Genomic DNA, 23,874 nt, shown 5'->3' with positions numbered 1-23,874 from the left:
TACTCATCTGCGCTTGCCCTCGCGCGCAGAGCGCCCATATTGAGTGTATGATACGCGTCATCCCCATCCTGCTTGCGGTGCTCTATGGCCTTGCCATGTACCGCTTTTCCGCCTGGCGCACCGCCAAGGAACTGGACGAGAAATCCACCGAACTGGTTGACCCGGCCCTGGCCGAGATGAGCGCGAAGATGGCCAAGGCCCTCGATCTGCCCCGCATCAAGGTTCATATTTACGAAGTAGCCCCGGTCAATGGTCTGGCCGCCCCCGACGGGCGCATCTTTATCACGCGCGGGTTTTACAACAAATTCAGATCGGGCGAGGTTTCAGCCGAGGAACTGGCCAGTGTGATCGCCCATGAATTGGGTCATGTCGCCCTTGGCCATTCTCGCCGCCGTATGATCGATTTTTCCGGCCAGAACGCCATGCGCGCGGCCCTTGGGATGATTCTGGGGCGTTTGATCCCCGGCATCGGGGTCTGGATTGCCAATATGGTCGCCAGCATGCTGGCCGCGCGCCTGTCGCGGGCCGATGAATACGAGGCCGACGCCTATGCGGCCGCACTTTTGACCAAGGCCGGCATCGGGGTCGCGCCGCAAATATCGCTGTTCAAAAAGCTCGAGGCCCTGACCCAGACCAACCATGGCACCGCGCCGGCCTGGCTGATGAGCCATCCCAAGACCGAAGACCGCATCGCCGAATTGACCCGCCTGCAAAAGCGCTGGACGCCTTAATCAGACGCCCTAGCCAAGCGCCTTGGCCAGCCGCGGCAACCGCGCTTTCTTGAGCAGCGCACGCATCTCCCAAGCTTGCCCCGACAATCGCCGCGCCTGATCCAGCACGGCTTGTGCGACGGGTTCGATCATCGCAGGCTGGGCTGACCAGATGCCATGCAGATAACTGTCCGGATCGACCCGCGACAGCCCTTCCTCGGCCAAGGCCCCACGGGGGAAATCCTTGGCGTTCAACGTCATGATGATATCCGCATTGCCCGAAATCGCCGATGCCAGCACGTGAATGTCATTCTCGTCCGGCAGATACAGGCGGCGTTCCAGCCCCGGCGTCGGGGTGACCTCTGCCTTGGGCCAAGCCGCGCGCAACAGCGCGATTTCAGCGCGGGCCTGTGCCTCTCCGGTCGGGCCGATCTTGATGGCGGCGCGGGCCCATTCCTCAAGGATACGGGCGGACCACAGCGGGGTAAACGCGCCTGCGCGCGCGGCCCCCACCACGATCTCGCGCATCACAGTGGGGTATAGAACGCAGGCGTCAATCAGAACCCGCACAGTCATTTAGAGGCGGAAAAACAACGACTTGAGGTAGCCCGTTTCGGCCAGCTGTGGCAGTTGCGGGTGGTCTGGTCCGGCAAATCCGGTGTGCAACATCGCGGCACGCCGCCCTGCCCGACCGATCCCGCGGATCGACGAGGTGCGAAATTGCGTCAGGTCCGCTGCATGCGAACAGGAACACAGCGCCAAGATCCCGTTTTCCGCAACCAAGGGTGCTGCAAGACGTGCAAGGCGCTCGTAGGCCCGCAATCCGGCCTCAAGCGCCGGTTTTCCCGGTGCAAAGGCGGGCGGATCACAGATCACCACATCAAATTCGGCACCTTCGGCGCGCAGGGCTGTCAGAACGTCAAAGGCATCGCCCTGACGGGTGGCAAACCGGTCGGCCACATTCATCGCTTCTGCCCCTTTTTGCGCCAGTTCAAGCGCAGGTGCAGACCCGTCAACGGCCAGAACCGAACTGGCCCCGTTTGCCAAAGCAGCAAGGCCAAAGCCCCCCACATGGGCGAAAACATCCAGCACGCGCTTGCCCTTGGACAGGTTGGCGGCGAAAGCATGGTTGGGGCGCTGGTCATAGAAGATGCCGGTTTTCTGACCGCCGGTCAGATCGGCCATATAGATCGCGCCATTCATCGGAACAGGGATCGGCCCCTCGGGTGCCTGCCCTTGCAAGACAAGGCTGACATCGTCCAGACCTTCCAAGGTCCGAGTGCGTCCAGATGCGTTTTTCAGCACGTTCTTGATGCCGGTCACAGCCATCAGGGCCGCCACAAGCGCGTCGATATGGACATCGGCCCATGCCGCGTTGGGTTGGATCACAGCCGTATCGCCAAAACGGTCGATCACGACACCGGGCAAGCCATCGGCTTCGGCGTGGACCAGACGGTAGAATGGCGCATCATAGAGCTGTTCGCGCAATTGCAGCGCCCGCGAGATATGGGCGGCGAACCAATCCACATCAATCACGGCTTCAGCGTTTTGATCCAACATCCGGCAAAAGATTTTCGAGAGCGGGTTCACCGCGACAACACCCATCACCTGACGGGCGGCGTCCTCGAGAATGGCCAGGCTGCCGGGGGCAAGGCCCTTGGTCCGGCGGTCGATGACCATTTCATTGGCGTAAACCCATGGAAACCCGTGACGAATGGCACGGGCATTGGCCTTGGGCAGCAGGCGAACTACTGGCAAGTCAGGGGCGGAGGTCGGGGCGGATGCAAATGGGGGCGTTGTCATAACGCCCCCTCTAGTCGGTTCTGATGGATTGGGAAAGCTCAGAGTTTGTTCAAAGCCTGAAACATGCCCAGTTTCGCATTTTTGTGACCGCCGGGCCGGGTCAGCTCTTGGCGGACAACTTCGGCAAGGTGGTCGGTGATGCGGACCTTCTGGGTCTGGCCGATGCGCTCTGCCTCGATGGCGACCTGACCGCCAAGACCGTCAAGGTCGGCTTTGACCTCATGCGGCTCTGCCAGCAGCAGACCGGTGCGCATATCGCGCAGGGTGATGCGGAACTTGATCGAATGCACGCCACCGGTGGTATAGCGGGCTTTTTCCGTAAGTGCATGGAAACGCAGGACTTCGACACCGACGAGGGTCGGGATTTCACCGCTGACGGATTGGGCGGTTTTCTGGATCGCGGCCTCGAAGATCGCTTTGACCTGCGCATGGCGGTCGCCAATGGGGTCGCCGCGCCAAACGATGTCACCGGACGGGTAATAGCGGTTGGCCTCGGATACTTTGAGCGTTTCGGGAACGACCACCTTAATTTCGGAAATCTGCAAGTTTGACATAAACGCCGCTGGCGCTGCCGCTTGCTGTGTTTCCGTCGAGGCAAGACCCGGCGAGATCGGATAGCTGACCGCGTTGCGTGTTGCCGTGTCTGTCACTGCGCAGCCAGATACCAGCGTGCCAAGGGTTAGGACTGCAAAAATCTTAAAAAGTTTCATCATCATCTCCCGCCAATACGTATCGGCTGTTACTATGGTTAGGGAGTGTTTGACCCCGAAATGGGGCAGGTTTGGGGCGGAAATGCACAAGACCTGTGACGATACAAAGGTATTTCTGCACATTTCCGTACGATTTCAGTGTTTGGCTGCAATCTGCGGCCTTAATGTCGGGGGCGGCTTTTCCATCCACCGCGACGGCGAGGTGCGGCCATAGCTTGCAGCCCTTCGCGCATAACGCCGGTCATCGGGTGTTGCGGTTCGGTGATGCCGTACCTGTCCAGCATGACCCGAATCGTGGGGCCGGTGTCTGTATCCAGTGGCAGGCTCAACGCCCAATCCAGAAAGATCGTCCGGCATTCGGATTTGGTGATGCCCTCGATCTGGTAGGCTTCGAAAATCAGGCCTTTGGGGTCCAACGCATCGCCTTTTTTCATGGGGTGTCCTTTTCCGGGCCGCTGTCCGGGTCCTTGGTAAAGTCTTGCAACGCGCCGTCAATGATGGATGCGGCCACATTGTAGGTCTCGGCCAGATGGGTTTCCAACGCTTCGAGACTGTCGCAGTGCAGGCTGCGCGTCAAAAACCCCTTGCCCGCCTGCCCCAACTGGTCGCTGCGCAAAATCTTTGCCGATAAAAGCCGCGTCGCCGATTGCAGCGCCCAGCAGGTGTCATAGGCATCCTTGAGCCGTTGTGCATCCGCAGCACTGATGATCGAGGACGCAGCCGCCGCATCAAGGCCGGCGGTGATCTGGAACGCGGTTTCGCCCCGCAGCAACGCCCCCGCTTGGGCCAGTAATTCGATATCCTGCAACCGTCCCGGCCCGTTCTTTGCGTCCCAGATGCCATCTGCCGCCTTTGCTGCCGCCAGACGCCCCCGCATCTGCGCGACCTCTTCCAAGGTGGCTGACCTGTCGCGCGGCTTGGCCAGCACGTTGCTGCGCAGTGCCACGAAATCATCCGCTAGATCTTTTGGCCCCACGATCACATCGGCACGGGTCAGCGCCAGATGCTCCCAAACCCAAGCCTGGGTCATCTGGTAGCTTTCAAAACTGGCAAGGCTGGTGGCGACCGGCCCCTGATTGCCCGAAGGGCGCAGGCGCATATCCACCTCGTAAAGCCGCCCTTGGGACATGGGGGCGGTCATTGCGGTGATCATCGCCTGGGTCAGACGCGCATAATACAGGCGTGCGGCCAAGGGGCGCTTGCCGTCCGACGCCTCGACATCTGCCGGATCGTAAATCACGATCATGTCCAGATCAGAGGTCGCAGTCAGACGCCGCGCGCCCAGCGACCCCATGCCGACCAACACAGCGCCCCGCCCCGGTGGCGTTCCGTGTTTGCGGGCGAATTCATCCACGACCACCGGCCAAAGCGCCTGCAACACCGCGCGCGCCAGATCGGCATATTGCACCCCCGCCGTGGCCGCATCCGTCAACCCGCGCAAATGGTGCACCCCAACCCTGAAATGCCATTCACGGGCCCAGCGTCGGGTCGCATCCAGCCGCGCCTCGTAATCGCCCTCGGCTTTCAGCGCATCGCTCAAGGCGTCTCGCAGTGCCGCTTCTCCGGGCCAGTCGCTAAAGAAATCACCGCCAATTACCGCATCGAACACCGCCGCATTGCGCGACAGATATTCCGCCAGTTCCGGCGAGGTGCTCACGATGTCGATCAACAGTTCCGACAGCGACGGGTTGATCTTGAGCAGCGAAAACAACTGCACCCCTGCCGGAAGGCGCGACAGGAACCCGTCAAAGGCCAGCAAGGCTTCGGCCGGTTTGTCGGCTTCGGCCAGACGCGCCAGCAACCCGGGTTTGAGTTCGGCAAAAAGATCGGCCCCGCGCGCGTTGCGCAAGGCCGGATAGGTAAACCAGCGGTCCAGAACGGCGCTGTCAAAGACATGGGCCATGCCTTGGGACTGCGCCGCATCGGGTTGCGCGGTGTCCGATCCGGCAAAGAAACCTTCGGTAAGGTGGTGCACTTCGGCCAGACGGCGGTGCAGATCGGTTTCCAGCTCGCCAATGTCGCGGTCCATCATGGCGGCCAGTCTGGCGAACCCGTCTTCGGTGGTCGGCAAGGTATGGGTTTGCGCGTCGCGGATCATCTGGATGCGGTGTTCGACGGTGCGGTGCGCGCGGTAATGATCGGTCAGGGTCTCGGCCACATCCGCCGGAAGCCAGCCTTTTTCCCGCAGCACCGCCAGCCCTTCGCAGGTGCCCCGCACCCGCAGGTCGGCATCACGCCCCCCCGCAATCAACTGACGGGTCTGGGTGAAAAATTCGATCTCGCGGATACCGCCGCGCCCCAGCTTCATGTTGTGACCCGGCAAGGTGATCGGGCCACCCAGACCTTTATGTTCGCGGATCGCAAGGCGCATGTCGTGGGCATCCTGAATCGCGGCGAAATCCAGATGGCGCCGCCACACGAACGGGCGCAAGGCGGATAGAAACCGGTTGCCGGCCACCAGATCACCCGCCGCCGGCCGCGCCTTGATATAGGCAGCGCGTTCCCAGGTGCGGCCCAGGCTCTCGTAATACCGCTCCGCCGCCTCCATCGCCATGCAAACGGGGGTGACTGCCGGATCAGGGCGCAGCCGCAGATCGGTGCGAAACACATAGCCGTCGCCGGTCAGATCGTTCAACGTCCCGCTCATCGCCCGGGTCGCGCGGACAAAGGCGGTGCGGGCATCGTGAAAATCATCCGTCTCGAAACGGGTTTCATCAAACAGACAGATCAGATCAATGTCCGATGAATAGTTCAGCTCGTGCGCGCCCATCTTGCCCATCGCCAGCACAACCATGCCCGCGCCGGTTTCGGCGTCCTCTGCCGTCATGCCGGGCAGCTTGCCGCGCTTGATCTGGGCACGCAAACCCGCGCGAAGGGCCGCCTGACAGGCCGCGTCGGCAAAATCCGTCAACGCAGCGGTCACCTGCTCCAGCTCCCAGGCACCCGCCAGATCGGCGAGCCCCGTCATCAACGCGACCCGGCGCTTGCCCTGCCGCAGATGGCTGGCAAGCTGGTCATCAGGCACATCGCCCGCCCCCGCAATCTCGGCCTGCACGGCGGCTGCCGGATCATCAAAGGCGGCTTCGCACCACGCGGCTTCCTTTTGCATCAGGTCCAGCAGATAGGGCGACACGGACCCTGCCCCGGCCACCAAAGCGCCAAGTTCCGGCGCAAGATGTGGCATCGCACGCCGCGCATCATCGGCCTGATCGGCGGTGAAAATGCGTGGAACGCGGGTGATCTGGCTGGCAAAACTGGTCATGCCCCAGCATTCGCTGTTTCGGCGGTTTCGGTCAATGGCTGGTTTTTCCCCATGAAATCAATCGGGTCATGCCCGCGCAGCAAAATAATGTAAAAAAGATTTACATTACCTCTTGCGCAAATCCCCAACAGCCACAATCTACTGTAATGTGAAGGGGATTTACATACACCCGCACAACATCAGGCCCGAGGTATTCAGGGCCACCACACTCTGACCGAAAGGGACGTTCATGACACAGACCTATACCCCCGCCTATGCACCGCAACGCAGCTGGTTGGGCCGCGCCGAAGACTTTCTCGACTCCAAAGGCAAGGCCGCCTGGATCGCAGCAACGGTTGCCGGTTTCATCGTCTTCTGGCCCGCAGGCCTTGCCCTTCTTGCTTATATGATCTGGAGTAAACGCATGTTTAAATCATCCTCCTGTGCCAAGCGCAGCAGCCACCGCCACATGACCACCCGGTCCACCGGCAACGCCGCATTCGACGCCTACAAGGCCGACACATTGGCCCGCCTCGAAGAAGAGCAAACCAATTTCGAGGCCTTCCTGACCCGTCTGCGCGAAGCAAAGGACAAGGCCGAATTCGACCAGTTCATGGCCGAAGGCTCCGACAAAAGCGAAGATGTGCAAAACGCATAATCTTGACCAGCCCCCTTGCCCCCCGACATACGGGGGGCAAACCCGCCATACCGCTGCCCCATAGCGGCACCGCCAATCCGACAAGGACACCGACATGAGCCTGACCCCCGATCCCGACATCCAGCCCGAATTCTACGACGGTGTTGCCGCCAAACGCCTGTTTGCCTGGGTCGTTGATGCGGTCATCATCTTTCTCGCCTGCCTCGTGACCCTGCCCTTTACCGCCTTTAGCGGGGTGTTTTTCTTTCCCCTGATGATCCTCGTCATCGGCTTTGTCTACCGTGTGGCCACCCTGAGCAGCGGATCGGCCACTTGGGGTATGCGCCTGATGGGGATGGAGCTGCGCACAAATGCCGACGAACCTCTGGATGCAGGCACTGCGTTCCTGCACACATTGGGCTATACCATCAGCATCGGCGTGATGCCGCTGCAACTGATTTCCATTGTTCTGATGGGCACAACCGCAAGGTGCCAAGGGCTTAGCGACATGGTGCTCGGCACGGTTGCGCTGAACCGGCGCAAGGAAATCTAGCGCACCGCGAAAGGGGCTTGGCGTCCCGAAACCCTGTTGGTATCCTTTTGTGAACAATATCGGATTAGCATGCGCCATACCCTTCCCATTGCCCCGCAGTTCTATGTGACAGCGCCCCAGCCCTGCCCCTATCTTGAGGGGCGGGTTGAACGCAAACTGTTCACGGCCTTGCAAGGGGAAACCGCAGCGATCCTGAACGACAGCCTGTCCGCCCAAGGGTTCCGGCGCTCGCAAAACGTGCTCTACCGCCCGTCCTGTGCCGATTGCGCCTCTTGCCTGTCGGCGCGGATCAATGTCGCGGATTTCACCCCCAGCAAAAGCCAGAAGCGGATTCTCAAGCGCAATGCGAACCTGACCCGCCGCGCCACGTCGCCCTGGGCCACCGAAGACCAATACGACCTGTTCCGCCGCTATCTTGAAAGCCGCCATGCCGATGGCGGGATGGCCGATATGGATGTGTTCGAATTCGCCGCGATGATCGAGGAAACCCCGATCCGCAGCCGCGTCATCCAATATACTGACACCACCACCAAAGAACTCATCGGCGTTTGCCTGACGGATGTTCTGGGTGACGGGGTCAGCATGGTCTATTCCTTCTACACCCCCGACCTGCCGCAAAACGGCCTGGGCAATTATATCATCCTGGATCATATCGACATCGCCCGCACCGCCGGCCTGCCTTACGTCTATCTGGGCTACTGGGTGCCGGGCAGCCAGAAAATGGGCTATAAGGCCAAGTTCTCCGGCCTCGAGGTCTATGTCGGCGGCCAGTGGCAAAAGCTCAAAGACCCGTCCGATTTCAACCCGGACCATCACCCGTTGCACACCGACCCGATCGCCGAACAGGTGGCCAATATCGCCCTGCCCGATCTGTCCCCCAAACGCAGCTGATCCTCCGCCTTCTCTGGCTCTCAAATATCCTCGGGGGAGTTTGAGGGGGCAGACAGCCCCCTCATTTCGATGCCGGGTGCGCGGCTTGAGGTCCGGCAAAGGATCACGCCCACACATTACCGAAAACGACAAAGGGCACCCAACCGGGTGCCCTTAGCTTTTTCTTAAACCTGATGTGCCCCGATCAGTTCGGGATCAGATCCGGCACGATCGTGACGATCACAGGGAACATCCACAACAGCCCCAAAGCCCCGACCTGGATCAACACGAACGGAATGATCCCGCGGTAGATATGGCCGGTTGTGACGCTCGCCGGGGCGACCCCGCGCAGATAGAACAACGCAAAGCCGAAGGGCGGTGTCAGGAAGGACGTTTGCAGGTTCACCGCGATCATGATGGTCACCCATTTAGGGTCAAAGGTGCCGCCGTAAATCACCGGCCCGACAATCGGGATCACGATATAGATGATCTCGAGGAAATCGAGAACGAAGCCCAGCACGAACAACACCAGCATCACGATCAGGAACACGGTCAGCTCGTTGTCAAAGCTCTTGAGCCATTGCTGGATGTAATGTTCGCCGCCAAAGGAGATCACCACAAGGTTCAGCAACTGCGACCCGATCAGGATCGTGAACACCATCGACGTGACTTTGGCAGTTTCGCGCACGACCGGGCTAAGAACCCCGGATGTGTACAAAATCCAGCACGAGAACAGCAACCCGAACACCGCATAGAGATAGGCACCGTAAGCCACAAAGAACGCGACCCAGTTTTCGAACCCGACGTCGTCCTGATTGATGCGCAGGTCAAAGTTCACCCCCACGAGGATAGAGATCAGGATCGCCAGTGTGGACCAGATGATCACCTTGGGTGACCGGTCCAGATCGGTCAGCTTGCGGTAGGCCGCCAGCATGATCGCCCCGCCGGCACCAAGTGCCGCCGCCGGTGTCGGGTTGGTGATACCTCCAAGGATCGACCCCAGAACAGCAACGATCAGAACCAGTGGCGGGAACACCACGCGGATCAATTCATTGCCCGCGCAGAGCTTCAGCGCATAGAGCACCCCGTACATCACGGCAACAAACGGGAGCGCCATCAGCACGACCATTGTCCCCGGCGATGTGGTTGGACCGACCAGCAGGATATCGACCAGCACCGTCAGAACCAGACCGATCCCGCCGATGATCAACGGACGTCTGTCCGATGACGGCGACACGCCGCGTCCTGTCGTCAGCACCAAGCCCAGGAAGATCAGGATGATCGCAACACCGGTACCGATGGGCGCGGCATCGCTGATCTTGTCAGCCTGTTTTTGCGCCAGGGCTTCCTCGGACAGCTTTTCGCTGGCCTGCTGGCCCCCTGCTGCTTCGATTGCGGCCTGTTCGGCGACGGCGGTATCCCACGCGTCCTGACCATGCAGTTCGATCATCGCGGTCTGACACTCGGGCCCGACATTGGTGCGCAGGCTGGCGCCTTCACCGATATCGCTAAAGCTGGATACGACCGTGGACTGGCTGCCGACGATGCCCATGTTGCCCAGGAAGATCGTGCCGACAATCAGCAAAACCGGTGCGCCGAGGAACCAGGTGAACCCTTCACCGCGGGTGATTGGTTCTGCATTGGTCGACCCCATCGGCACAGCAGGTGCCTTTTCAGGGTTAAACAGCGCATAGACAAAGGCATAAAGCGCATAAAGCAGTGCCAGCAGGATGCCCGGCAGCAAGGCCGCCTGAAACAAGGTCCCAACGGAAACCACCGCCGGTTGACCCAGATAGGTCAAGGCATCGGTACAGCCGGCAGATGTCGCGCGCGCCTCTTGGGCGGCGGAATACAAGTCACCAGCCAATGTGCCCAGCAGAACGATCACGATGGAGGGCGGAATGATCTGCCCCAAAGTGCCCGACGCCGCGATGACGCCCGTGGACAGTTCCGGCGAATAGCCGTTGCGCAGCATTGTCGGCAGCGCAAGCAGGCCCATGGTCACAACAGTTGCACCCACAATACCTGTCGATGCGGCCAGAAACGCGCCCACAACAACGATCGACACGGCCAGACCACCGGGCAGCGGGCCAAAGACGCGCGCCATCGTGGTCAGCAGATCATTCGCAATCTTGGAGCGTTCGAGCGTGATGCCCATCAGAACGAACATCAAAACGGCAAGCAGTGTTTCGATGGACTGGCCTGCCAGAACACGTTCGTTCATGCGGTTCACAATGAACGACACGTTGCGGTTCATCGCCTCTTCCCAACCGGCGGGGAAAACGCTTTCGCCGATACGTGGCAAATCAGGGTATCTGAACTTGGATACCGCATCATTGGGCACGCCGGAATTCACAAGATCACGGTAGGCTTGCGAGGATTGGTCGATCGCCTGATGGATCAACAACCCTGCGCTATCCAGCGCCGCAATGATCGCGAATGAGATAACACCGGCCCCCCCGATGGCAAAAGCCACCGGAAAGCCAGACAAAATGCCGCCAAAGAGACAGACAAAAACGATAATCAGGCCAACTTCGACCCCGTCGAGACCAAAAAGCATCGGACGCCCCTTAAATTAATGTGTGCCCTCATAGGCTTCTTCGCCCTCGCCCAGCGTATCGCGGTCGAGATATTTGTTTTCGCTCTCGGGTCCTTCGCGGAACTCGAGCATGGCGCGATAAAACGTCGAGATGGCTTGCAAAATCACCATGACGCAGAAGGCGCACAGCAGGATTTTGAACAGGAAATAGCCGTTGAACCCGTTTGGCGAGAAGCCGATGGTTTCGACGTTCCATTTCAGCAGGCGCGCTTTGCGCAGCAGCAGATCCAGACGGTCGGATGCAGACGGGTTTGGTGTGACCAGATGGCGCCACAGGAAGAACCAGCCATAGAGCCATGTCACGATCGCGAATGGCAGCATGAAGCACAGCGCGCCGAACATGTCGATCACCCGCTTGGTGCGGTATTTCGCCCCCGCATAGAACAGGTCAACGCGGACGTGACCGCCCTGAACAAATGTGTAGCTCACACAAAGGCAGACGACCAAGGCATTGAAAAGCTTTAGCTCTTCGGCAAACCAGCTGATGTCGAACTGAAGCGGAATACCAAAACCGACCGAAATATCGGGGCGGGTGAAAATCCGCTGCATGAAAACGATGATGATCTGTTGCAGCACCATCAACAGGCCGGCCCATGCGAAAAAGCGGCCCACCGTATTGGCGAAGCCTTCAAGGCCGCGCACGCAGCCCCACATGAAACCTTTGCTCCAGATCCCGAAACCGGTGACGATGACCAGCCCGATGAAAAGCACGAAAAACAGCTCGACCGATGCACCGTAATAGATGAACCGCATCAGCGATTCACTGTTTGACCAGTTCAGCCACATGCCCGGATTAAGCAAAGCGGCGAAAAAGTTGTAAAATGCCTCAAGGATGTTGCCGAGAACGAAGTTGACCAGATTGCCGTCCTGGAACTTGTCCAGACAGCTTATCTTGGCACCTTCTGCCGCGCGGAAAAATCCAGCGCATACCACATCGTCTGCCATGTAAGTCCCCCCTTCGCCTGCCCCGGTTAAGATAGGGCTTTATGCGAAATTCTGTGTTGCCCCCGGGGTGAAAACCCAAGGTCGTGGTGTGCGTCAGGGGCCGCACGATGGCGGCCCCTGACAAAGTGATCGAAAGGCTTAGCTTTGACCCAGAACGCGCTGACGCTGGTTCACATAATACGCGTCAGACTTGGACAGCCATTCTGCAGAGGACTGCAAGGATGTCTCGAAGCTGTTGCGGATGTCTGCGAACAGGCTGTCGCCCATGTTTTCGTCCATGACTTCTTTGGACGCGGCACCGAATGCATCCCAAACATCGTCTGGGAACTGCATGGTTTTAACACCTTGCTGCTGCAGACGTGCCAGTGCGGCACCGTTGTTTGCCAGCGTTTCGGCCAGACCTGTGTGCGTTGTCGCCATGCAGGAATATTCGATGATCTTTTGCTGGGCTGGTGTCAGGTCGTTGAAGACATCCAGGTTAACGGATGCTGTCAAACCGGAGCCTGGCTCGTGGAAGCCGGCTGTGTAGTAGATCTTGGCGACTTCCTGGAAGCCGGCGCGTTCATCCGCGAATGGGCCAACCCACTCAAGACCGTCCAGCGCGCCCGAGGACAACGCCTGATACAGTTCGCCGCCGGGGATGTTCTGAACTGAAGCGCCCAGTTTACCCAGAACCTTGCCACCAAGGCCCGGCATACGGAATTTCAGACCGTTGAAGTCTGCGGCAGAGTTGATTTCCTTGCGGAACCAGCCACCGGACTGCGAACCGGAGTTACCGGCAAGGAACATCTTCATGTTGAAGATTTCACCGATCTGGTTGTGCAGTTCATGACCGCCACCGTGCAGGTACCAGTTTGTCAGTTCTTGCGCTGTGCCACCGAATGGAACGGCGGTGAAATACGCCAGACCTGGGTGCTGACCGATAAAGTAGTAGTCAGCCGCGTGGTACATGTCGGCCTGACCGGAGGATACCGCGTCAAACACTTCGAAGGCACCAACCAGTTCGCCCGGTGCTTTCTTTTCGATGGTCAAGGTGCCGTCAGACATCTCGTTAACCATGTTGTTCAGGTAGGTTGCCGCGTCATCGAGAACGGCAAAGCCACGGGGCCAGGATGTGACCATTGTCAGTGTACGCTTGCCTTGGGCGTAAAGCGGTGCGGCCAGCGTGGATGCGGCGGCTGCTGTGCCGCCAAGTGCGGATGTCTTCAGAAATGAACGACGGTCCATAAGGATACTCCTCCCGAGTATAGGATGCCCGCGCAATTGACGTACGCGCGGGTCGTTTCAAGTGTTAGCAATCTAACCGATCCCCCCGGGTTTGAAATACCAATTAGTGCGTAGAGACCCGCCCCGAGCGCAAGATAATGACCCGTTTGACGCCCAAAAATTAGGCACACCGGGCTTCGTGGCCACGATTGAGCCACGGTTACCCCCTGAACTTATCCTTTGATTCGGCACTGATTCCCGTTACGAGAATCACATGCGTCGCCTGTTTTCCCGCCTTGCCCCGACCTATGCCCAAAAGCTGACACTGCTTGCTGCCGTGCCACTGGTGCTGGCCGTGGCAGGGATCGCGATTGTTGTGGCGCTTCAGGCCAAAGCGCTGGCGGACCGCGAGATCAACACGTTGGAAAACCAGCTGATCGCCGCCAAAAAGGTCGAACTGCGCAACTATGTCACCCAGGCCCGCAACGGGTTCTATTTTGTCTACGGCTCTGCATCGCCGCAGGACGACGCTGCCAAGGCGCAGGTCACGCAAATCCTGTCTGCAATGATCTATGGCGACGAGGGGCAGTTCTTTGTCTATGACTTTGACGGCACCGCCCTTGTCAGCCCCCGCGAAACCGACCGGATCAACCGGAATTTCAGCGGTGAAACCGACAGCAGCGGCACCCCTGTGGTGAACGAACTGATCCGCATTGCCCGCGATGGCGGTGGTTATCACACCTATCTGTGGCGCAAACCGTCGACCGGGGTCGAAGCGCAGATGATCACCTATGTCACCTCCTTTCCCAGTTGGCGGTGGGCGGTGGGCACGGGTGTGTTTATCGACGATATTCTGTCCAGCGTCGCCTCGGCGCGCGCAGATGTGTTGGCCCGCGTGCAACGGACGTTCCTTTATATCGGGGCGATTACGCTGGCGGCGCTGTTTCTTGTGTTCGGGACAGGCATGTTGGTGAACCTGCGCGAACGGCGTCTGGCCGATGCCAAGCTCAAGAAACTGACCCAACGGGTGTTTGACGCCCAGGAAGAAGAACGTGGCCGCGTGGCGCGCGAATTGCACGACGGGATCAGCCAGATATTAGTCGGGGTGCGCTATGCGCTTGAAAACGCCCGCCGCCGTCTGGACCGCGGCGACCGCCGTGCCGCCGACCCCTTGGGCAAAGGCATCGACAGTCTGGGTCAGGCCATTTCAGAGGTGCGCCGCATCAGCCGCGATTTGCGCCCCGGTGTGCTGGACGATCTGGGCTTGGGCCCGGCCCTGAAAACACTGGTCGACGAATTCTCGGCGCGGACGGGGATTGCGTGCCAATTCAACACGGTCGTGTTCCGCAACCGTCTGGACAATGACGCCAAGATCGCCCTGTACCGCATCGCCCAAGAAGCTTTGACCAATATCGAACGTCACGCTGGCGCATCAAAGGTCATCGTCGACCTGCGCGGCCACCGTCAGGGTGCCACCCTCGAAATCAGCGACAACGGGCGCGGCATCTATGGCGGGATACAAAGCTCCGGTGGTCTTGGTCTGCGCAATATGCAAGAACGGATGGACCAATTGGGCGGCACCTTGTCACTGGTGGCGGCGCAAGGGGGTGGCACGCGGATCAAGGCAACTGTTCCACTGACCCATCTGTTGCCGCCTGAATCCAGCCTGACGACCCCTGCCCCGAATTCTTAGGAAACCACGCAATGACAAACCCTGTCAAAGTCATGATCGTTGACGATCACCCCATGGTCGCCGAAGGCATCCAATCAATTCTGGAAAGCTATGACGACATTCAGGTCGTGGGATGCCTGTCCAATGGCCGCGCCGCGATCGACCAATTCGAGGCACTGGACCCCGATGTGATCTTGATGGATTTGAACATGCCCGATGTGGGCGGGCTGTCGGCGACCGAAATCGTGCTGGAACGCCGCCCCGACATGCGCATCGTTATTTTGTCGATGCATGATAACCCCGAATATATTTCATCGGCGCTTAGTCACGGGGCCATGGGCTATATCCTCAAAGACGTGCCAACCGATGAAATCAAGCTGGCCATTGATCAGGTGATGCAGGGTCAGCGGTATCTGTGCACGGGTGCCCAAGGCTCGCTTGAGCCAAAGGACACCGCCCGCGAGGCCCTGACCGAACGCGAACAAACGATCCTGCTGGAGCTGGCGCAAGGCAGGGCCAACAAGGAAGTCGCCGCGATCCTCGATATCTCGGTGCGCACGGTCGAAACCCACCGCAAGAACATCAAACGCAAACTCGGCATTTCCTCGACCGCCGGTTTGACGCGCTACGCGATGGAGCACGGCGTGCTGCAAGGAACCGGTGTGCGCATCTGAAATCACCTGATTCACCGACCTAATTTTGCAAAGCTTCAAATAAATTGAACCCCGCGCAATAAATGCAAAGATTTTTTGCCCGGTGCGACACTTTTTCATCAAATTGGCCATTGACGCCCCTTTTCCCCGCTCATAATGTCCCCAAACGTAAAGAGGAGCCTTTGGCCATGACATTTCTAGTCGTCATTGTAGGACACACGCGCATGGGCCGGTAACGGCAGACCATAATCGTCACCATGCGCCCCCGCCAAAACCGGGGGCTTTTTTATGCGCCACGACAAAATTGAAACCTGACCCACAAGACCCGAAACACCACCCTACGGAGCACCAAGATGACACGTAAAATGACCGGAGCGAAAATGATCGTCCAAGCCCTGATCGATCAGGGCGTCGATACCGTATTTGGCTATCCCGGCGGCGCTGTCCTACCGATTTATGACGAGGTGTTTCAGCAAAACAGCATCAAGCATGTTTTGGTACGCCATGAACAAGGGGCCGTTCACGCCGCCGAAGGCTATGCCCGTTCAACCGGTAAACCCGGCGTTGTTCTGGTGACATCCGGCCCCGGTGCCACCAATGCGGTGACCGGTTTGACCGATGCCTTGCTGGATTCGATCCCGCTGGTTGTTTTGACCGGTCAGGTGCCGACCTTCATGATCGGGTCTGATGCCTTCCAAGAGGCCGACACCGTTGGCATCACGCGTCCTTGCACGAAACATAACTGGCTGGTCAAAGACACCGACAAGCTGGCCGGCGTTTTGCACGAAGCCTTCCATGTTGCCACCTCTGGCCGTCCCGGCCCGGTTCTGGTCGACATCCCCAAGGACGTGCAGTTCGCCACAGGCCAGTACGAGCCCAAGAAACCGTCGGTTTCCCATTACCAGCCGCCCGTAAAAGGCGACATGACAGCGATCACCGAACTGGTCGCCGCGATGGAAACCGCGAAACGCCCGGTATTTTACACCGGCGGCGGCGTCATCAACTCTGGCCCTGCGGCATCGCAATTGCTGCGCGAACTGGTCGAGGCAACAGGCTTCCCGATCACCTCCACCCTCATGGGTTTGGGCTGCTATCCTGCGTCCGGCGACAAATGGTTGGGGATGCTGGGGATGCACGGCCTTTACGAGGCCAACATGGCGATGCACGATTGCGATCTGATGATCAACATCGGGGCACGGTTTGACGACCGGATCACCGGCGTTGTCGATCTGTTCAGCCCGAAATCGACCAAGGCGCATATCGACATTGATCCGTCCTCCATCAACAAGATCATCCGCGTCGATATTCCGATCGTGGGCGACGTCGGCCATGTATTGGAAGACATGTTGAAGGTCTGGAAATCCCGTGGCCGCAAAACCAACAGCGAAGCGGTGGCCAAATGGTGGAAGAAGATCAACGAATGGCGCAGCATTGACTGCCTGAAATTCGAACAAAACGGCAAGGTCATCAAGCCGCAATACGCGTTGGCCCGGCTTGAGGCACTGACCAAGAAATACGACCGCTATATCACCACCGAAGTAGGCCAGCACCAGATGTGGGCCGCACAATATCTCGGGTTCGAAGATCCGAACCGCTGGATGACCTCGGGCGGGCTTGGCACCATGGGCTATGGCTTCCCTGCCTCCATCGGGGTGCAGATGGCGCATAAGGACGCGTTGGTCATCAACGTGGCCGGTGAAGCGTCATGGCTGATGAACATGCAGGAAATGGGTACGGCGATGCAGTATAACCTGCCCGTCAAACAGTTCATCCTGAACAACGAACGTCTGGGTATGGTGCGTCAGTGGCAGGAATTGCTGCATGGCGAGCGCTATTCGCAAAGCTGGTCGGAGTCCCTGCCCGATTTCGTGAAACTGGCCGAAGCGTTCGGGGCCAAGGGGATCCTGTGTTCCGATCCCGATGATCTGGATGACGCGATCATGGAAATGATCACCTATGACGGGCCGGTCATCTTTGATTGCCTGGTTGAAAAGCACGAGAACTGTTTCCCGATGATCCCGTCAGGCAAAGCGCATAACGACATGATGCTGGCCGGTGTGGATACGCAAGGTGTGATTGACGCAAAAGGGTCGGTCTTGGTGTAACGCGTTTTCTTTAAAAGAAAACGGACCGGAGTTTTTAAAAACTCCGGCGACGAAATCAGATGAAGAGGACAGTCAGATGTCAGCCCTAAAACTAAAAAAAGGCTCTACCAGCCATTCTGCCTATAACCTGCGTGCGAATTTCTCGGATGTAATCGAACGCCATACCCTTGCGGTTCTGGTCGAAAACGAACCCGGCGTGCTGGCCCGTGTGATCGGGTTGTTTTCCGGTCGTGGTTATAACATCGACAGCCTGACCGTGGCCGAGGTGGATCACACCGGCCACCGCAGCCGGATCACGATCGTGACCTCAGGGACGCCACAAGTGATCGAACAGATCAAAGCGCAGCTTGGCCGGATCGTCCCGGTTCACGATGTCCACGACCTGACCGTCGAGGGGCCGTCGGTTGAGCGTGAATTGGCTATGTTCAAAGTGTCGGGCACTGGTGATAAACGTGTCGAGGCCCTGCGTCTGGCTGATATCTTTCGCGCCAGTGTCGTCGACAGCACGCTAGAGACCTTCATTTTCGAAATCACCGGCGCGCCCGAGAAAATTGACGCATTTGCCGATCTGATGCGCCCCTTGGGGCTGACAGATGTGGCGCGGACCGGCGTTGCGGCCCTGCCGCGCGGCGACTAGGCGAATTCGGCGCGAAACTCGTCCACATAGTTGGATCGTCTGCTGGAAAAATCGACAATTTCAGCAGACTGCCGCGCGGGAGGTTTGGCCGCTGGATTTGTGCAAGGGGCTTCGGCCAAAAGTTTGGCCGGCAACTGAATGTCCAGTTTTTCCTGAACAATACGCGGGTTTGTTGCGGTTCTAAGCTTGCTGTCGCGGCTTATGTCAAACTCGACAAGGTCCCCTGCATCAAAGGTCGAAACCGTACTGTCTTGCGACCCTGAAAAATACGCGAGATCCCCTTGGTCTTCACACCAAAACACGGCTTTTTTGTCGAAATCGTCGCTCCACAGGACCACACCATACATGAATTCATACTCCCTCGTGTATTTATTGATTGTAAGGATTGTTGCTAACATCCGATGATTTGTCGATTTTTTTGAGGTGTCATTTTGTGTCGGTCGCACCATGTTTTGACGCTAAATAGCGTCATACTCTTGTAGTCTGGTCCTGTCTCATGCAATCTAAAGTTTCAGAGGGTGGAAAGATGCCGAACAAAGAAAACCCCGCGCAAATCCGATCGGTCTTTGGCGAAAACCTGCGCAAATTATCTCAGGATCAACCCTCGGTCACGGTGCTTGCCAGCAGGCTCGGCATCAACCGGACGCAATTCAATCGCTACCTATCAGGGGAAAGCTTTCCCAGGCCGGATATCCTGGCCCGGATCTGCGCGTATTTCAAATTGGACGCGCGTATCCTGCTTGAACCTTTGTCCGAAATCACCCCGCAACCCCCCACCTTTGGCCACTACATGAGCGAATTTCTGGTCTCGGGCACCAATGCCATTCCGCAGAATGTCTTTCCCAGCGGGTTTTACCGCTTTTCAAGGCGCAGCTTCATTGACCATGATCTGTTTGTCATCGGCCTGGTCTTTGTCTTTCGCACTGGCAACGCCACGTTTTTGCGCGGCTTCGAGACAACCAAGGCGATGCGGATGCAAAGCCTCCCTACCTCGCCCATATATCGCGAGTTTCGCGGTGTCGTGCTGCCCCAGGAGGAAGGCTTGGCGATCATCGCCGGGCGCAAGAACGGAATGACATCTTCGTTCAACTACCTTGGGCGTACGGCCTCTTTCGGCAATAACTTTTGGGCCGGCTATACCACCCGGACAATCCCCGAAGTCACCGCCGGCACCCGTGCGACGCGGCTGGTCTATGAATATCTGCAACAAGACACGGCCACTGTGCTGAACGCGGCCCGCGGCAAGGGGTTTTACACCATCGAAGATATTCCCCCGTTCCACCGACGCCTGCTGCGCCCCGATCAGGATTTCGCCTGACACCATTTTGCCTGCCAAGTTCTGTGCCCGATGTCGCAGCCGTTAAAAACAGGTCGCTAAATGCACGCTGAGCGGTGGAATTTGACGCTAGCCTTGGATCACCAGCAAGGAGAGCGCCATGAACATGTCCCCTACCGATCTTAGCACGGTGCGCCGCCCGATCGATCAGGCCAATGGCCTTTCCAATGCCCATTACATCGATCCGGGCGTTTTTGCCGAAGAACGTCAGGCGGTATTGTTCAACAACTGGCCCGGCCTTGCCACCGCGTCTGATGTGCCCGAAATCGGCGATGCCGTGCCGCTGACCTTTCTGGGGATGCCGTTGCTGGTCGTGCGTGACAGATCGGGGCAAGTGCGGGTGTTCCAGAACACCTGCCGCCATCGCGGGATGATCCTTGTCGATGCACCCCGCAAAATCGACGGCGCAATCCGCTGCCCCTATCACAGTTGGTGCTACAGCACCGAAGGGCGGCTGGTCTCGACCCCTCATGTGGGCGGACCGGGGCAGAACACCCACGCCGGCATCGACCGCGCCTTGCTGGGCCTGGTTGAAATCCGCAGTCATGTCTGGATGGATGTCATCTGGATCAACATTTCCGGCACGGCGCAGCCCTTTGAACAGGCCAATGCCGATCTGATTGCGCGGTGGGCGGAATTCGACAAACCCCTGTATCACGGCGGGGCCGACAGCCGGTTCCAACTCACCGTGAACTGCAACTGGAAGCTCGCCGTTGAAAACTATTGCGAAAGCTATCATTTGCCGTGGGTGCATCCGGGTCTGAACAGCTATTCCCGCCTCGAAGACCACTACCATATTGAAAACGCAGGCCATTTCTCCGGTCAGGGCACGATGGTCTATCGCCAGCTCAAAGGGGAGGACGGCAAGTCCTTCCCCGATTTCGCGGATCTTTCCGATAAATGGGACACGGCGGCAGAATATGTCACGGCCTACCCCAATGTGCTGCTTGGTGTGCACCGCGACCATAGTTTCGCGATCATTCTGGTTCCCGAAGGCCCGGAAAAAACCACCGAAAACGTGCATCTTTACTATGCGGCCCCCGCCACAGACCCTGAATTGCGCGCGCGCAATACCGATCAGTGGAAACAGGTCTTCGAAGAGGACATCTTTGTCGTCGAAGGGATGCAACGCGGGCGTCACGGGGTTCAGTTTGACGGCGGACGGTTTTCACCCGCGATGGACGGGCCCACCCATATGTTCCACGATTGGGTCGCATCCCAGCTGGAAGCCCACCGCGCCGCCTCATGAGCGACCTGAACGACCGGCTTCTTGCGGCCCACCACGCGGATGACAAAGCCGCGTTGGTGTCGCTTTACACCCGGGCCGCCGCAGCCGCGGATGGGCCGGATGCGGCGGGTTTCTATCTGACCCATGCCTATGTTTTCGCGCTGGAACTTGGCCATCCAGACGCCCCCGCCCTGCGCGCCGAACTGATCGCGCAAGGCCGTGAGACACCGCTTTAGTCCAATGCAGGTGGCCGCTTTTGCGGACGTTAACCCAATGCAGGTGGCCGCTTTTGCGGCCAACGGGTCGCCTCGTGCCAATGCTGCGCCACCCGCAACAGCATCGCGTCACTGCCATGCCGCCCGATCAGTTGGAGCCCGCCCGGCAACCCGTTTTCCCCAAACCCCGCCGGCACATTGACCACCGGCAGCCCGATCAGCCCGGCCGGTACCACGACCTGCATCCAGCGGTGATAGGTATCCATGCTGCGACCGGCGATTTCCACAGGATGCACGTCTTTCACGGGAAACGGCCAAAGCTGCGCCGAAGGCAGCACCAGCACATCTACCGTATCAAACAAGGCCGCTGCCCGCCGATACCAATCCGACCGGATCACACTGGCGCGCTGGACCTGCATCGCAGTCATCTCAAGACCGCGCCGGATCTCCCACTGGGCGGCCTCCTTCAAATGCCCGCGCTTGGCCTCATTCTCAAAGATCGCGCCCAACCCGCTGGCCACGGCAAAGGACCGCAAGGTAATCCAGGCCTCCCACATTTTCTCCGCATTAAAAGGCGCTGCGATATCAGACACCACATGCCCCAGATCAGCGAACTGCCCCAAGGCCGCCTCGCTCAGCGCGGCGATCCCTTCGGCATAGGGAAAGGCACCGCCCCAATCGCCCAGCCAACCGATCCGGACCTGCGGCCCCTGCCCGTCGATCTGCGGCAAGGTGGCGGCAGGGCTGATGCCAAACGGTTGGCGCGGGTCGGCCCCTGTCATCGTATCCAGCAAGGCCGCCAGATCACGCGGGCTGCGCGCCATCGGGCCAGAGGTGGCCAGTTGATGCAAAAACATGTCACCCTCAGGCTCCCCCGGAACGGTGCCCCAACTGGGCCGCATCCCATAGACATTGTTCCATCCGGCAGGGTTCCGCAAACTGCCCATCATGTCGGATCCGTCGGCAACGCTGACCATCCCGCAGGCCAAAGCAGCCGCCGCCCCGCCCGATGACCCGCCCGCCGATTTGCTCAGGTCATAGGGGTTGCAGGTGGCCCCATGCACAGGGTTGAAGGTATGACTGCCCAATCCGAATTCGGGCGTGTTGGTTTTGCCAATGAAAATCGCCCCCGCCGCACGCAACCGCCCGACAAACACGCTGTCCTTTTGCGCCACGGTGCCGGTAAAAAGCGGCGATCCCATGGTGGTGGGCAGCCCCTTGGCATCGGATAAATCCTTGATCGCCATGGGAATACCATGCAGCCAACCACGGCGGGGGGTCACATCGGCGGCACGCGCCTCGGCCAACAACGCCTCGCGCTCGCGCAAAGACACAACCGCATTGACCGCACCGTTTACCGCCTCGATCCGCGCCAGGCTCGCTTCCATCAACGCAACTGCCGTCAAACTGCCCGCAGCCAGTGCCTCTGATTGCGCCACCGCGCCCATGTCCAGAATATCCAAAACCGTCCCCCCTGTTTTGCGCCATCAAACGCGTCAGGCCGGGCAGAAACAAGCCCCGGATGACATCCCCGGCTTCTCTGGCTCAAAAATATCCCGGGGGGCCCGCAAGGGCGGGGGCAGCGCCCCCTCGACCCTTAGCCGGCTTGCGCTTCGGCCCGGCTCTTGCCCGACACGGCTAGGGCCAATGCAGCCCCCATCAGCCCGTCAAGATCGCCGTCCAGAACCCCTTTGGTGTCCGAGGTCTCGTAATTCGTACGCAGGTCTTTGACCATCTGATAGGGCTGCAGAACATAGGATCGGATCTGGTTGCCCCATCCCGCATCGCCCTTGTTTTCATGGGCCTCGTTGATCGCAGCATTGCGGCGGTCCAGCTCCATCTGGTAGAGGCGCGATTTCAGCGCCTTCATGGCGATGTCGCGGTTCTGGTGCTGCGATTTCTCGGAACTGGTCACGACGATGCCGGTGGGATGGTGAGTGATGCGCACAGCGGAATCAGTGGTGTTCACGTGCTGACCGCCGGCCCCCGAAGACCGGTAGGTATCAATGCGAATGTCGCTGGGGTTCACTTCGATCTCGATATTGTCGTCCACCACCGGATAGACCCAGACCGAGCTGAACGAGGTATGCCGTTTCGCCGCCGAATCAAACGGGCTGATCCGCACAAGGCGGTGCACGCCGGATTCGGATTTCAGCCAGCCATAGGCGTTCAGGCCGCTGATTTTGTAGGTGGCGGATTTGATACCCGCCTCTTCGCCCGGGCTTTCGGATTGCAGCTCGACCTTGTAGCCTTTTTTCTCGGCCCAACGGACATACATGCGCGCCAGAATATTCGCCCAATCGCAGCTTTCGGTACCACCGGCCCCTGCGTTGATTTCCAGAAATGTGTCGTTGCTGTCCGCCTCGCCGTTCAGCAAGGCCTCGAGTTCCTTTTGGGCAGCGGTTGCGGCAAGCGCCTTCAGCGCGGCCTCGGCCTCGGCGACAACTTCGGTGTCGCCTTCCATTTCGCCCATCTCGATCAACTCGACATTATCGGCCAGCTCTTGCTTGATGCCGTCATAGGTCGCCATCGAATCGACCAGCGCCTGACGTTCGCGCATCAGCTTTTGCGCCGCATCGGGATCATCCCACAGATTGGGGTCTTCGACGCGGGCGTTGAATTCTTCCAAACGGTAGGGCGCGGTTTCCACGTTCAAACGCTGTGCCAACAGATCCAGCGATTTGCTGATCTGATCTGCTGTATTTTGTGCCTCTGCGCGCATCGTTTATGCCCTTTAAATGAACCGCGGCCCCG

Annotated in this window: 22 protein-coding genes; 11 read left to right on the top strand and 11 right to left on the bottom strand. The window is 59.1% G+C overall.

Features of this window, described 5'->3' with window-relative positions; translation table 11 throughout:
- Positions 1–47 precede the first annotated feature (47 nt).
- The gene (locus ACSQ13_RS06055) at positions 48–731 is read left to right on the top strand and encodes a M48 family metalloprotease (RefSeq protein ID WP_176249948.1); all 684 of its coding nucleotides are present in this window, start codon (positions 48–50) and stop codon (positions 729–731) included.
- A 9-nt stretch (positions 732–740) separates the two neighbouring features.
- Here ACSQ13_RS06055 and ACSQ13_RS06050 read toward each other — a convergent pair whose 3' ends face one another.
- The 5 genes from ACSQ13_RS06050 to ACSQ13_RS06030 all read right to left on the bottom strand — a co-directional run bounded on the left by ACSQ13_RS06050 (position 741) and on the right by ACSQ13_RS06030 (position 6,485).
- Positions 741–1,286 (bottom strand): RSP_2648 family PIN domain-containing protein, encoded by a 546-nt coding sequence (locus ACSQ13_RS06050; protein WP_176249949.1) that lies wholly within the window; start codon positions 1,284–1,286, stop codon positions 741–743.
- Positions 1,287–2,513, bottom strand: a complete 1,227-nt coding sequence (locus tag ACSQ13_RS06045) for an RSP_2647 family RNA methyltransferase (protein ID WP_176249950.1) — start codon at positions 2,511–2,513, stop codon at positions 1,287–1,289.
- 38 nt (positions 2,514–2,551) lie between these two features.
- Positions 2,552–3,223, bottom strand: coding sequence for a DUF6778 family protein (locus ACSQ13_RS06040; protein WP_176249951.1), 672 nt, complete (start codon positions 3,221–3,223; stop codon positions 2,552–2,554).
- Between the two features lie 161 nt (positions 3,224–3,384).
- Positions 3,385–3,657, bottom strand: coding sequence for a hypothetical protein (locus tag ACSQ13_RS06035; RefSeq protein WP_176249952.1), 273 nt, complete (start codon positions 3,655–3,657; stop codon positions 3,385–3,387).
- Complete coding sequence (locus ACSQ13_RS06030) at positions 3,654–6,485, bottom strand: bifunctional [glutamine synthetase] adenylyltransferase/[glutamine synthetase]-adenylyl-L-tyrosine phosphorylase (RefSeq protein ID WP_295508610.1); 2,832 nt, start codon at positions 6,483–6,485, stop codon at positions 3,654–3,656. The genes ACSQ13_RS06035 and ACSQ13_RS06030 overlap by 4 nt, the downstream gene beginning before the upstream one ends.
- A gap of 229 nt (positions 6,486–6,714) precedes the next feature.
- Here ACSQ13_RS06030 and ACSQ13_RS06025 point away from each other — a divergent pair, with 229 nt between their 5' ends.
- The 3 genes from ACSQ13_RS06025 to ACSQ13_RS06015 all read left to right on the top strand — a co-directional run bounded on the left by ACSQ13_RS06025 (position 6,715) and on the right by ACSQ13_RS06015 (position 8,545).
- Positions 6,715–7,122 carry a DUF2852 domain-containing protein gene (locus ACSQ13_RS06025; RefSeq protein WP_176249954.1) on the top strand — a complete coding sequence of 136 codons (408 nt, stop codon included), beginning with the start codon at positions 6,715–6,717 and terminating at the stop codon, positions 7,120–7,122.
- 94 nt (positions 7,123–7,216) lie between these two features.
- Positions 7,217–7,654 (top strand): RDD family protein, encoded by a 438-nt coding sequence (locus tag ACSQ13_RS06020; protein WP_176249955.1) that lies wholly within the window; start codon positions 7,217–7,219, stop codon positions 7,652–7,654.
- 69 nt (positions 7,655–7,723) lie between these two features.
- Positions 7,724–8,545 (top strand): arginyltransferase, encoded by an 822-nt coding sequence (locus tag ACSQ13_RS06015; RefSeq protein WP_295508615.1) that lies wholly within the window; start codon positions 7,724–7,726, stop codon positions 8,543–8,545.
- Between the two features lie 184 nt (positions 8,546–8,729).
- Here ACSQ13_RS06015 and ACSQ13_RS06010 read toward each other — a convergent pair whose 3' ends face one another.
- The 3 genes from ACSQ13_RS06010 to ACSQ13_RS06000 all read right to left on the bottom strand — a co-directional run bounded on the left by ACSQ13_RS06010 (position 8,730) and on the right by ACSQ13_RS06000 (position 13,295).
- Positions 8,730–11,084 carry a TRAP transporter large permease gene (locus ACSQ13_RS06010; protein WP_295508618.1) on the bottom strand — a complete coding sequence of 785 codons (2,355 nt, stop codon included), beginning with the start codon at positions 11,082–11,084 and terminating at the stop codon, positions 8,730–8,732.
- A gap of 15 nt (positions 11,085–11,099) precedes the next feature.
- Positions 11,100–12,068 (bottom strand): TRAP transporter small permease subunit, encoded by a 969-nt coding sequence (locus ACSQ13_RS06005; protein WP_176249958.1) that lies wholly within the window; start codon positions 12,066–12,068, stop codon positions 11,100–11,102.
- 138 nt (positions 12,069–12,206) lie between these two features.
- Positions 12,207–13,295 carry a TRAP transporter substrate-binding protein gene (locus tag ACSQ13_RS06000; protein ID WP_176249959.1) on the bottom strand — a complete coding sequence of 363 codons (1,089 nt, stop codon included), beginning with the start codon at positions 13,293–13,295 and terminating at the stop codon, positions 12,207–12,209.
- Between the two features lie 253 nt (positions 13,296–13,548).
- Between ACSQ13_RS06000 and ACSQ13_RS05995 the strand changes: the two genes are divergently transcribed.
- From ACSQ13_RS05995 to ilvN, 4 genes are all read left to right on the top strand, one after another.
- Complete coding sequence (locus ACSQ13_RS05995) at positions 13,549–14,967, top strand: cache domain-containing protein (protein ID WP_295508622.1); 1,419 nt, start codon at positions 13,549–13,551, stop codon at positions 14,965–14,967.
- An 11-nt stretch (positions 14,968–14,978) separates the two neighbouring features.
- Complete coding sequence (locus ACSQ13_RS05990; protein ID WP_295508625.1) at positions 14,979–15,620, top strand: response regulator transcription factor; 642 nt, start codon at positions 14,979–14,981, stop codon at positions 15,618–15,620.
- Between the two features lie 332 nt (positions 15,621–15,952).
- Complete coding sequence (locus ACSQ13_RS05985; protein WP_176249962.1) at positions 15,953–17,704, top strand: acetolactate synthase 3 large subunit; 1,752 nt, start codon at positions 15,953–15,955, stop codon at positions 17,702–17,704.
- A gap of 76 nt (positions 17,705–17,780) precedes the next feature.
- Positions 17,781–18,341 carry an acetolactate synthase small subunit gene (ilvN, locus tag ACSQ13_RS05980; RefSeq protein ID WP_176249963.1) on the top strand — a complete coding sequence of 187 codons (561 nt, stop codon included), beginning with the start codon at positions 17,781–17,783 and terminating at the stop codon, positions 18,339–18,341.
- Here the strand turns inward: ilvN and ACSQ13_RS05975 are convergent.
- On the bottom strand, positions 18,338–18,739 hold the full coding sequence (locus ACSQ13_RS05975) for a hypothetical protein (protein ID WP_435988229.1): 402 nt from the start codon (positions 18,737–18,739) through the stop codon (positions 18,338–18,340). The genes ilvN and ACSQ13_RS05975 overlap by 4 nt on opposite strands.
- 128 nt (positions 18,740–18,867) lie before the next feature.
- Between ACSQ13_RS05975 and ACSQ13_RS05970 the strand changes: the two genes are divergently transcribed.
- The 3 genes from ACSQ13_RS05970 (at position 18,868) to ACSQ13_RS05960 (ending at position 21,141) form a co-directional block, all read left to right on the top strand.
- Positions 18,868–19,659 carry a helix-turn-helix domain-containing protein gene (locus tag ACSQ13_RS05970; protein ID WP_176249965.1) on the top strand — a complete coding sequence of 264 codons (792 nt, stop codon included), beginning with the start codon at positions 18,868–18,870 and terminating at the stop codon, positions 19,657–19,659.
- Between the two features lie 118 nt (positions 19,660–19,777).
- Positions 19,778–20,926, top strand: coding sequence for an aromatic ring-hydroxylating oxygenase subunit alpha (locus ACSQ13_RS05965; RefSeq protein ID WP_176249966.1), 1,149 nt, complete (start codon positions 19,778–19,780; stop codon positions 20,924–20,926).
- The gene (locus ACSQ13_RS05960) at positions 20,923–21,141 is read left to right on the top strand and encodes a hypothetical protein (RefSeq protein WP_176249967.1); all 219 of its coding nucleotides are present in this window, start codon (positions 20,923–20,925) and stop codon (positions 21,139–21,141) included. The genes ACSQ13_RS05965 and ACSQ13_RS05960 overlap by 4 nt, the downstream gene beginning before the upstream one ends.
- A 29-nt stretch (positions 21,142–21,170) precedes the next feature.
- Here the strand turns inward: ACSQ13_RS05960 and ACSQ13_RS05955 are convergent, their stop codons facing one another.
- A complete protein-coding gene (locus ACSQ13_RS05955) occupies positions 21,171–22,583 on the bottom strand; it encodes an amidase (RefSeq protein WP_295508633.1) in 1,413 nt (470 codons plus the stop codon).
- Positions 22,584–22,717: 134 nt separating this feature from the next.
- Positions 22,718–23,842: a peptide chain release factor 2 gene (prfB, locus tag ACSQ13_RS05950; RefSeq protein ID WP_176249969.1), complete on the bottom strand. Its 1,125-nt coding sequence runs from the start codon at positions 23,840–23,842 to the stop codon at positions 22,718–22,720.
- Between the last annotated feature and the right edge of the window lie 32 nt (positions 23,843–23,874).

Source organism: Sulfitobacter sp. SH22 (assembly GCF_965641905.1).
Lineage (GTDB): Bacteria > Pseudomonadota > Alphaproteobacteria > Rhodobacterales > Rhodobacteraceae > Sulfitobacter.
Note: the sequence above shows the minus strand (reverse complement) of the source record. Positions and strands in the feature narration are given on the sequence as shown.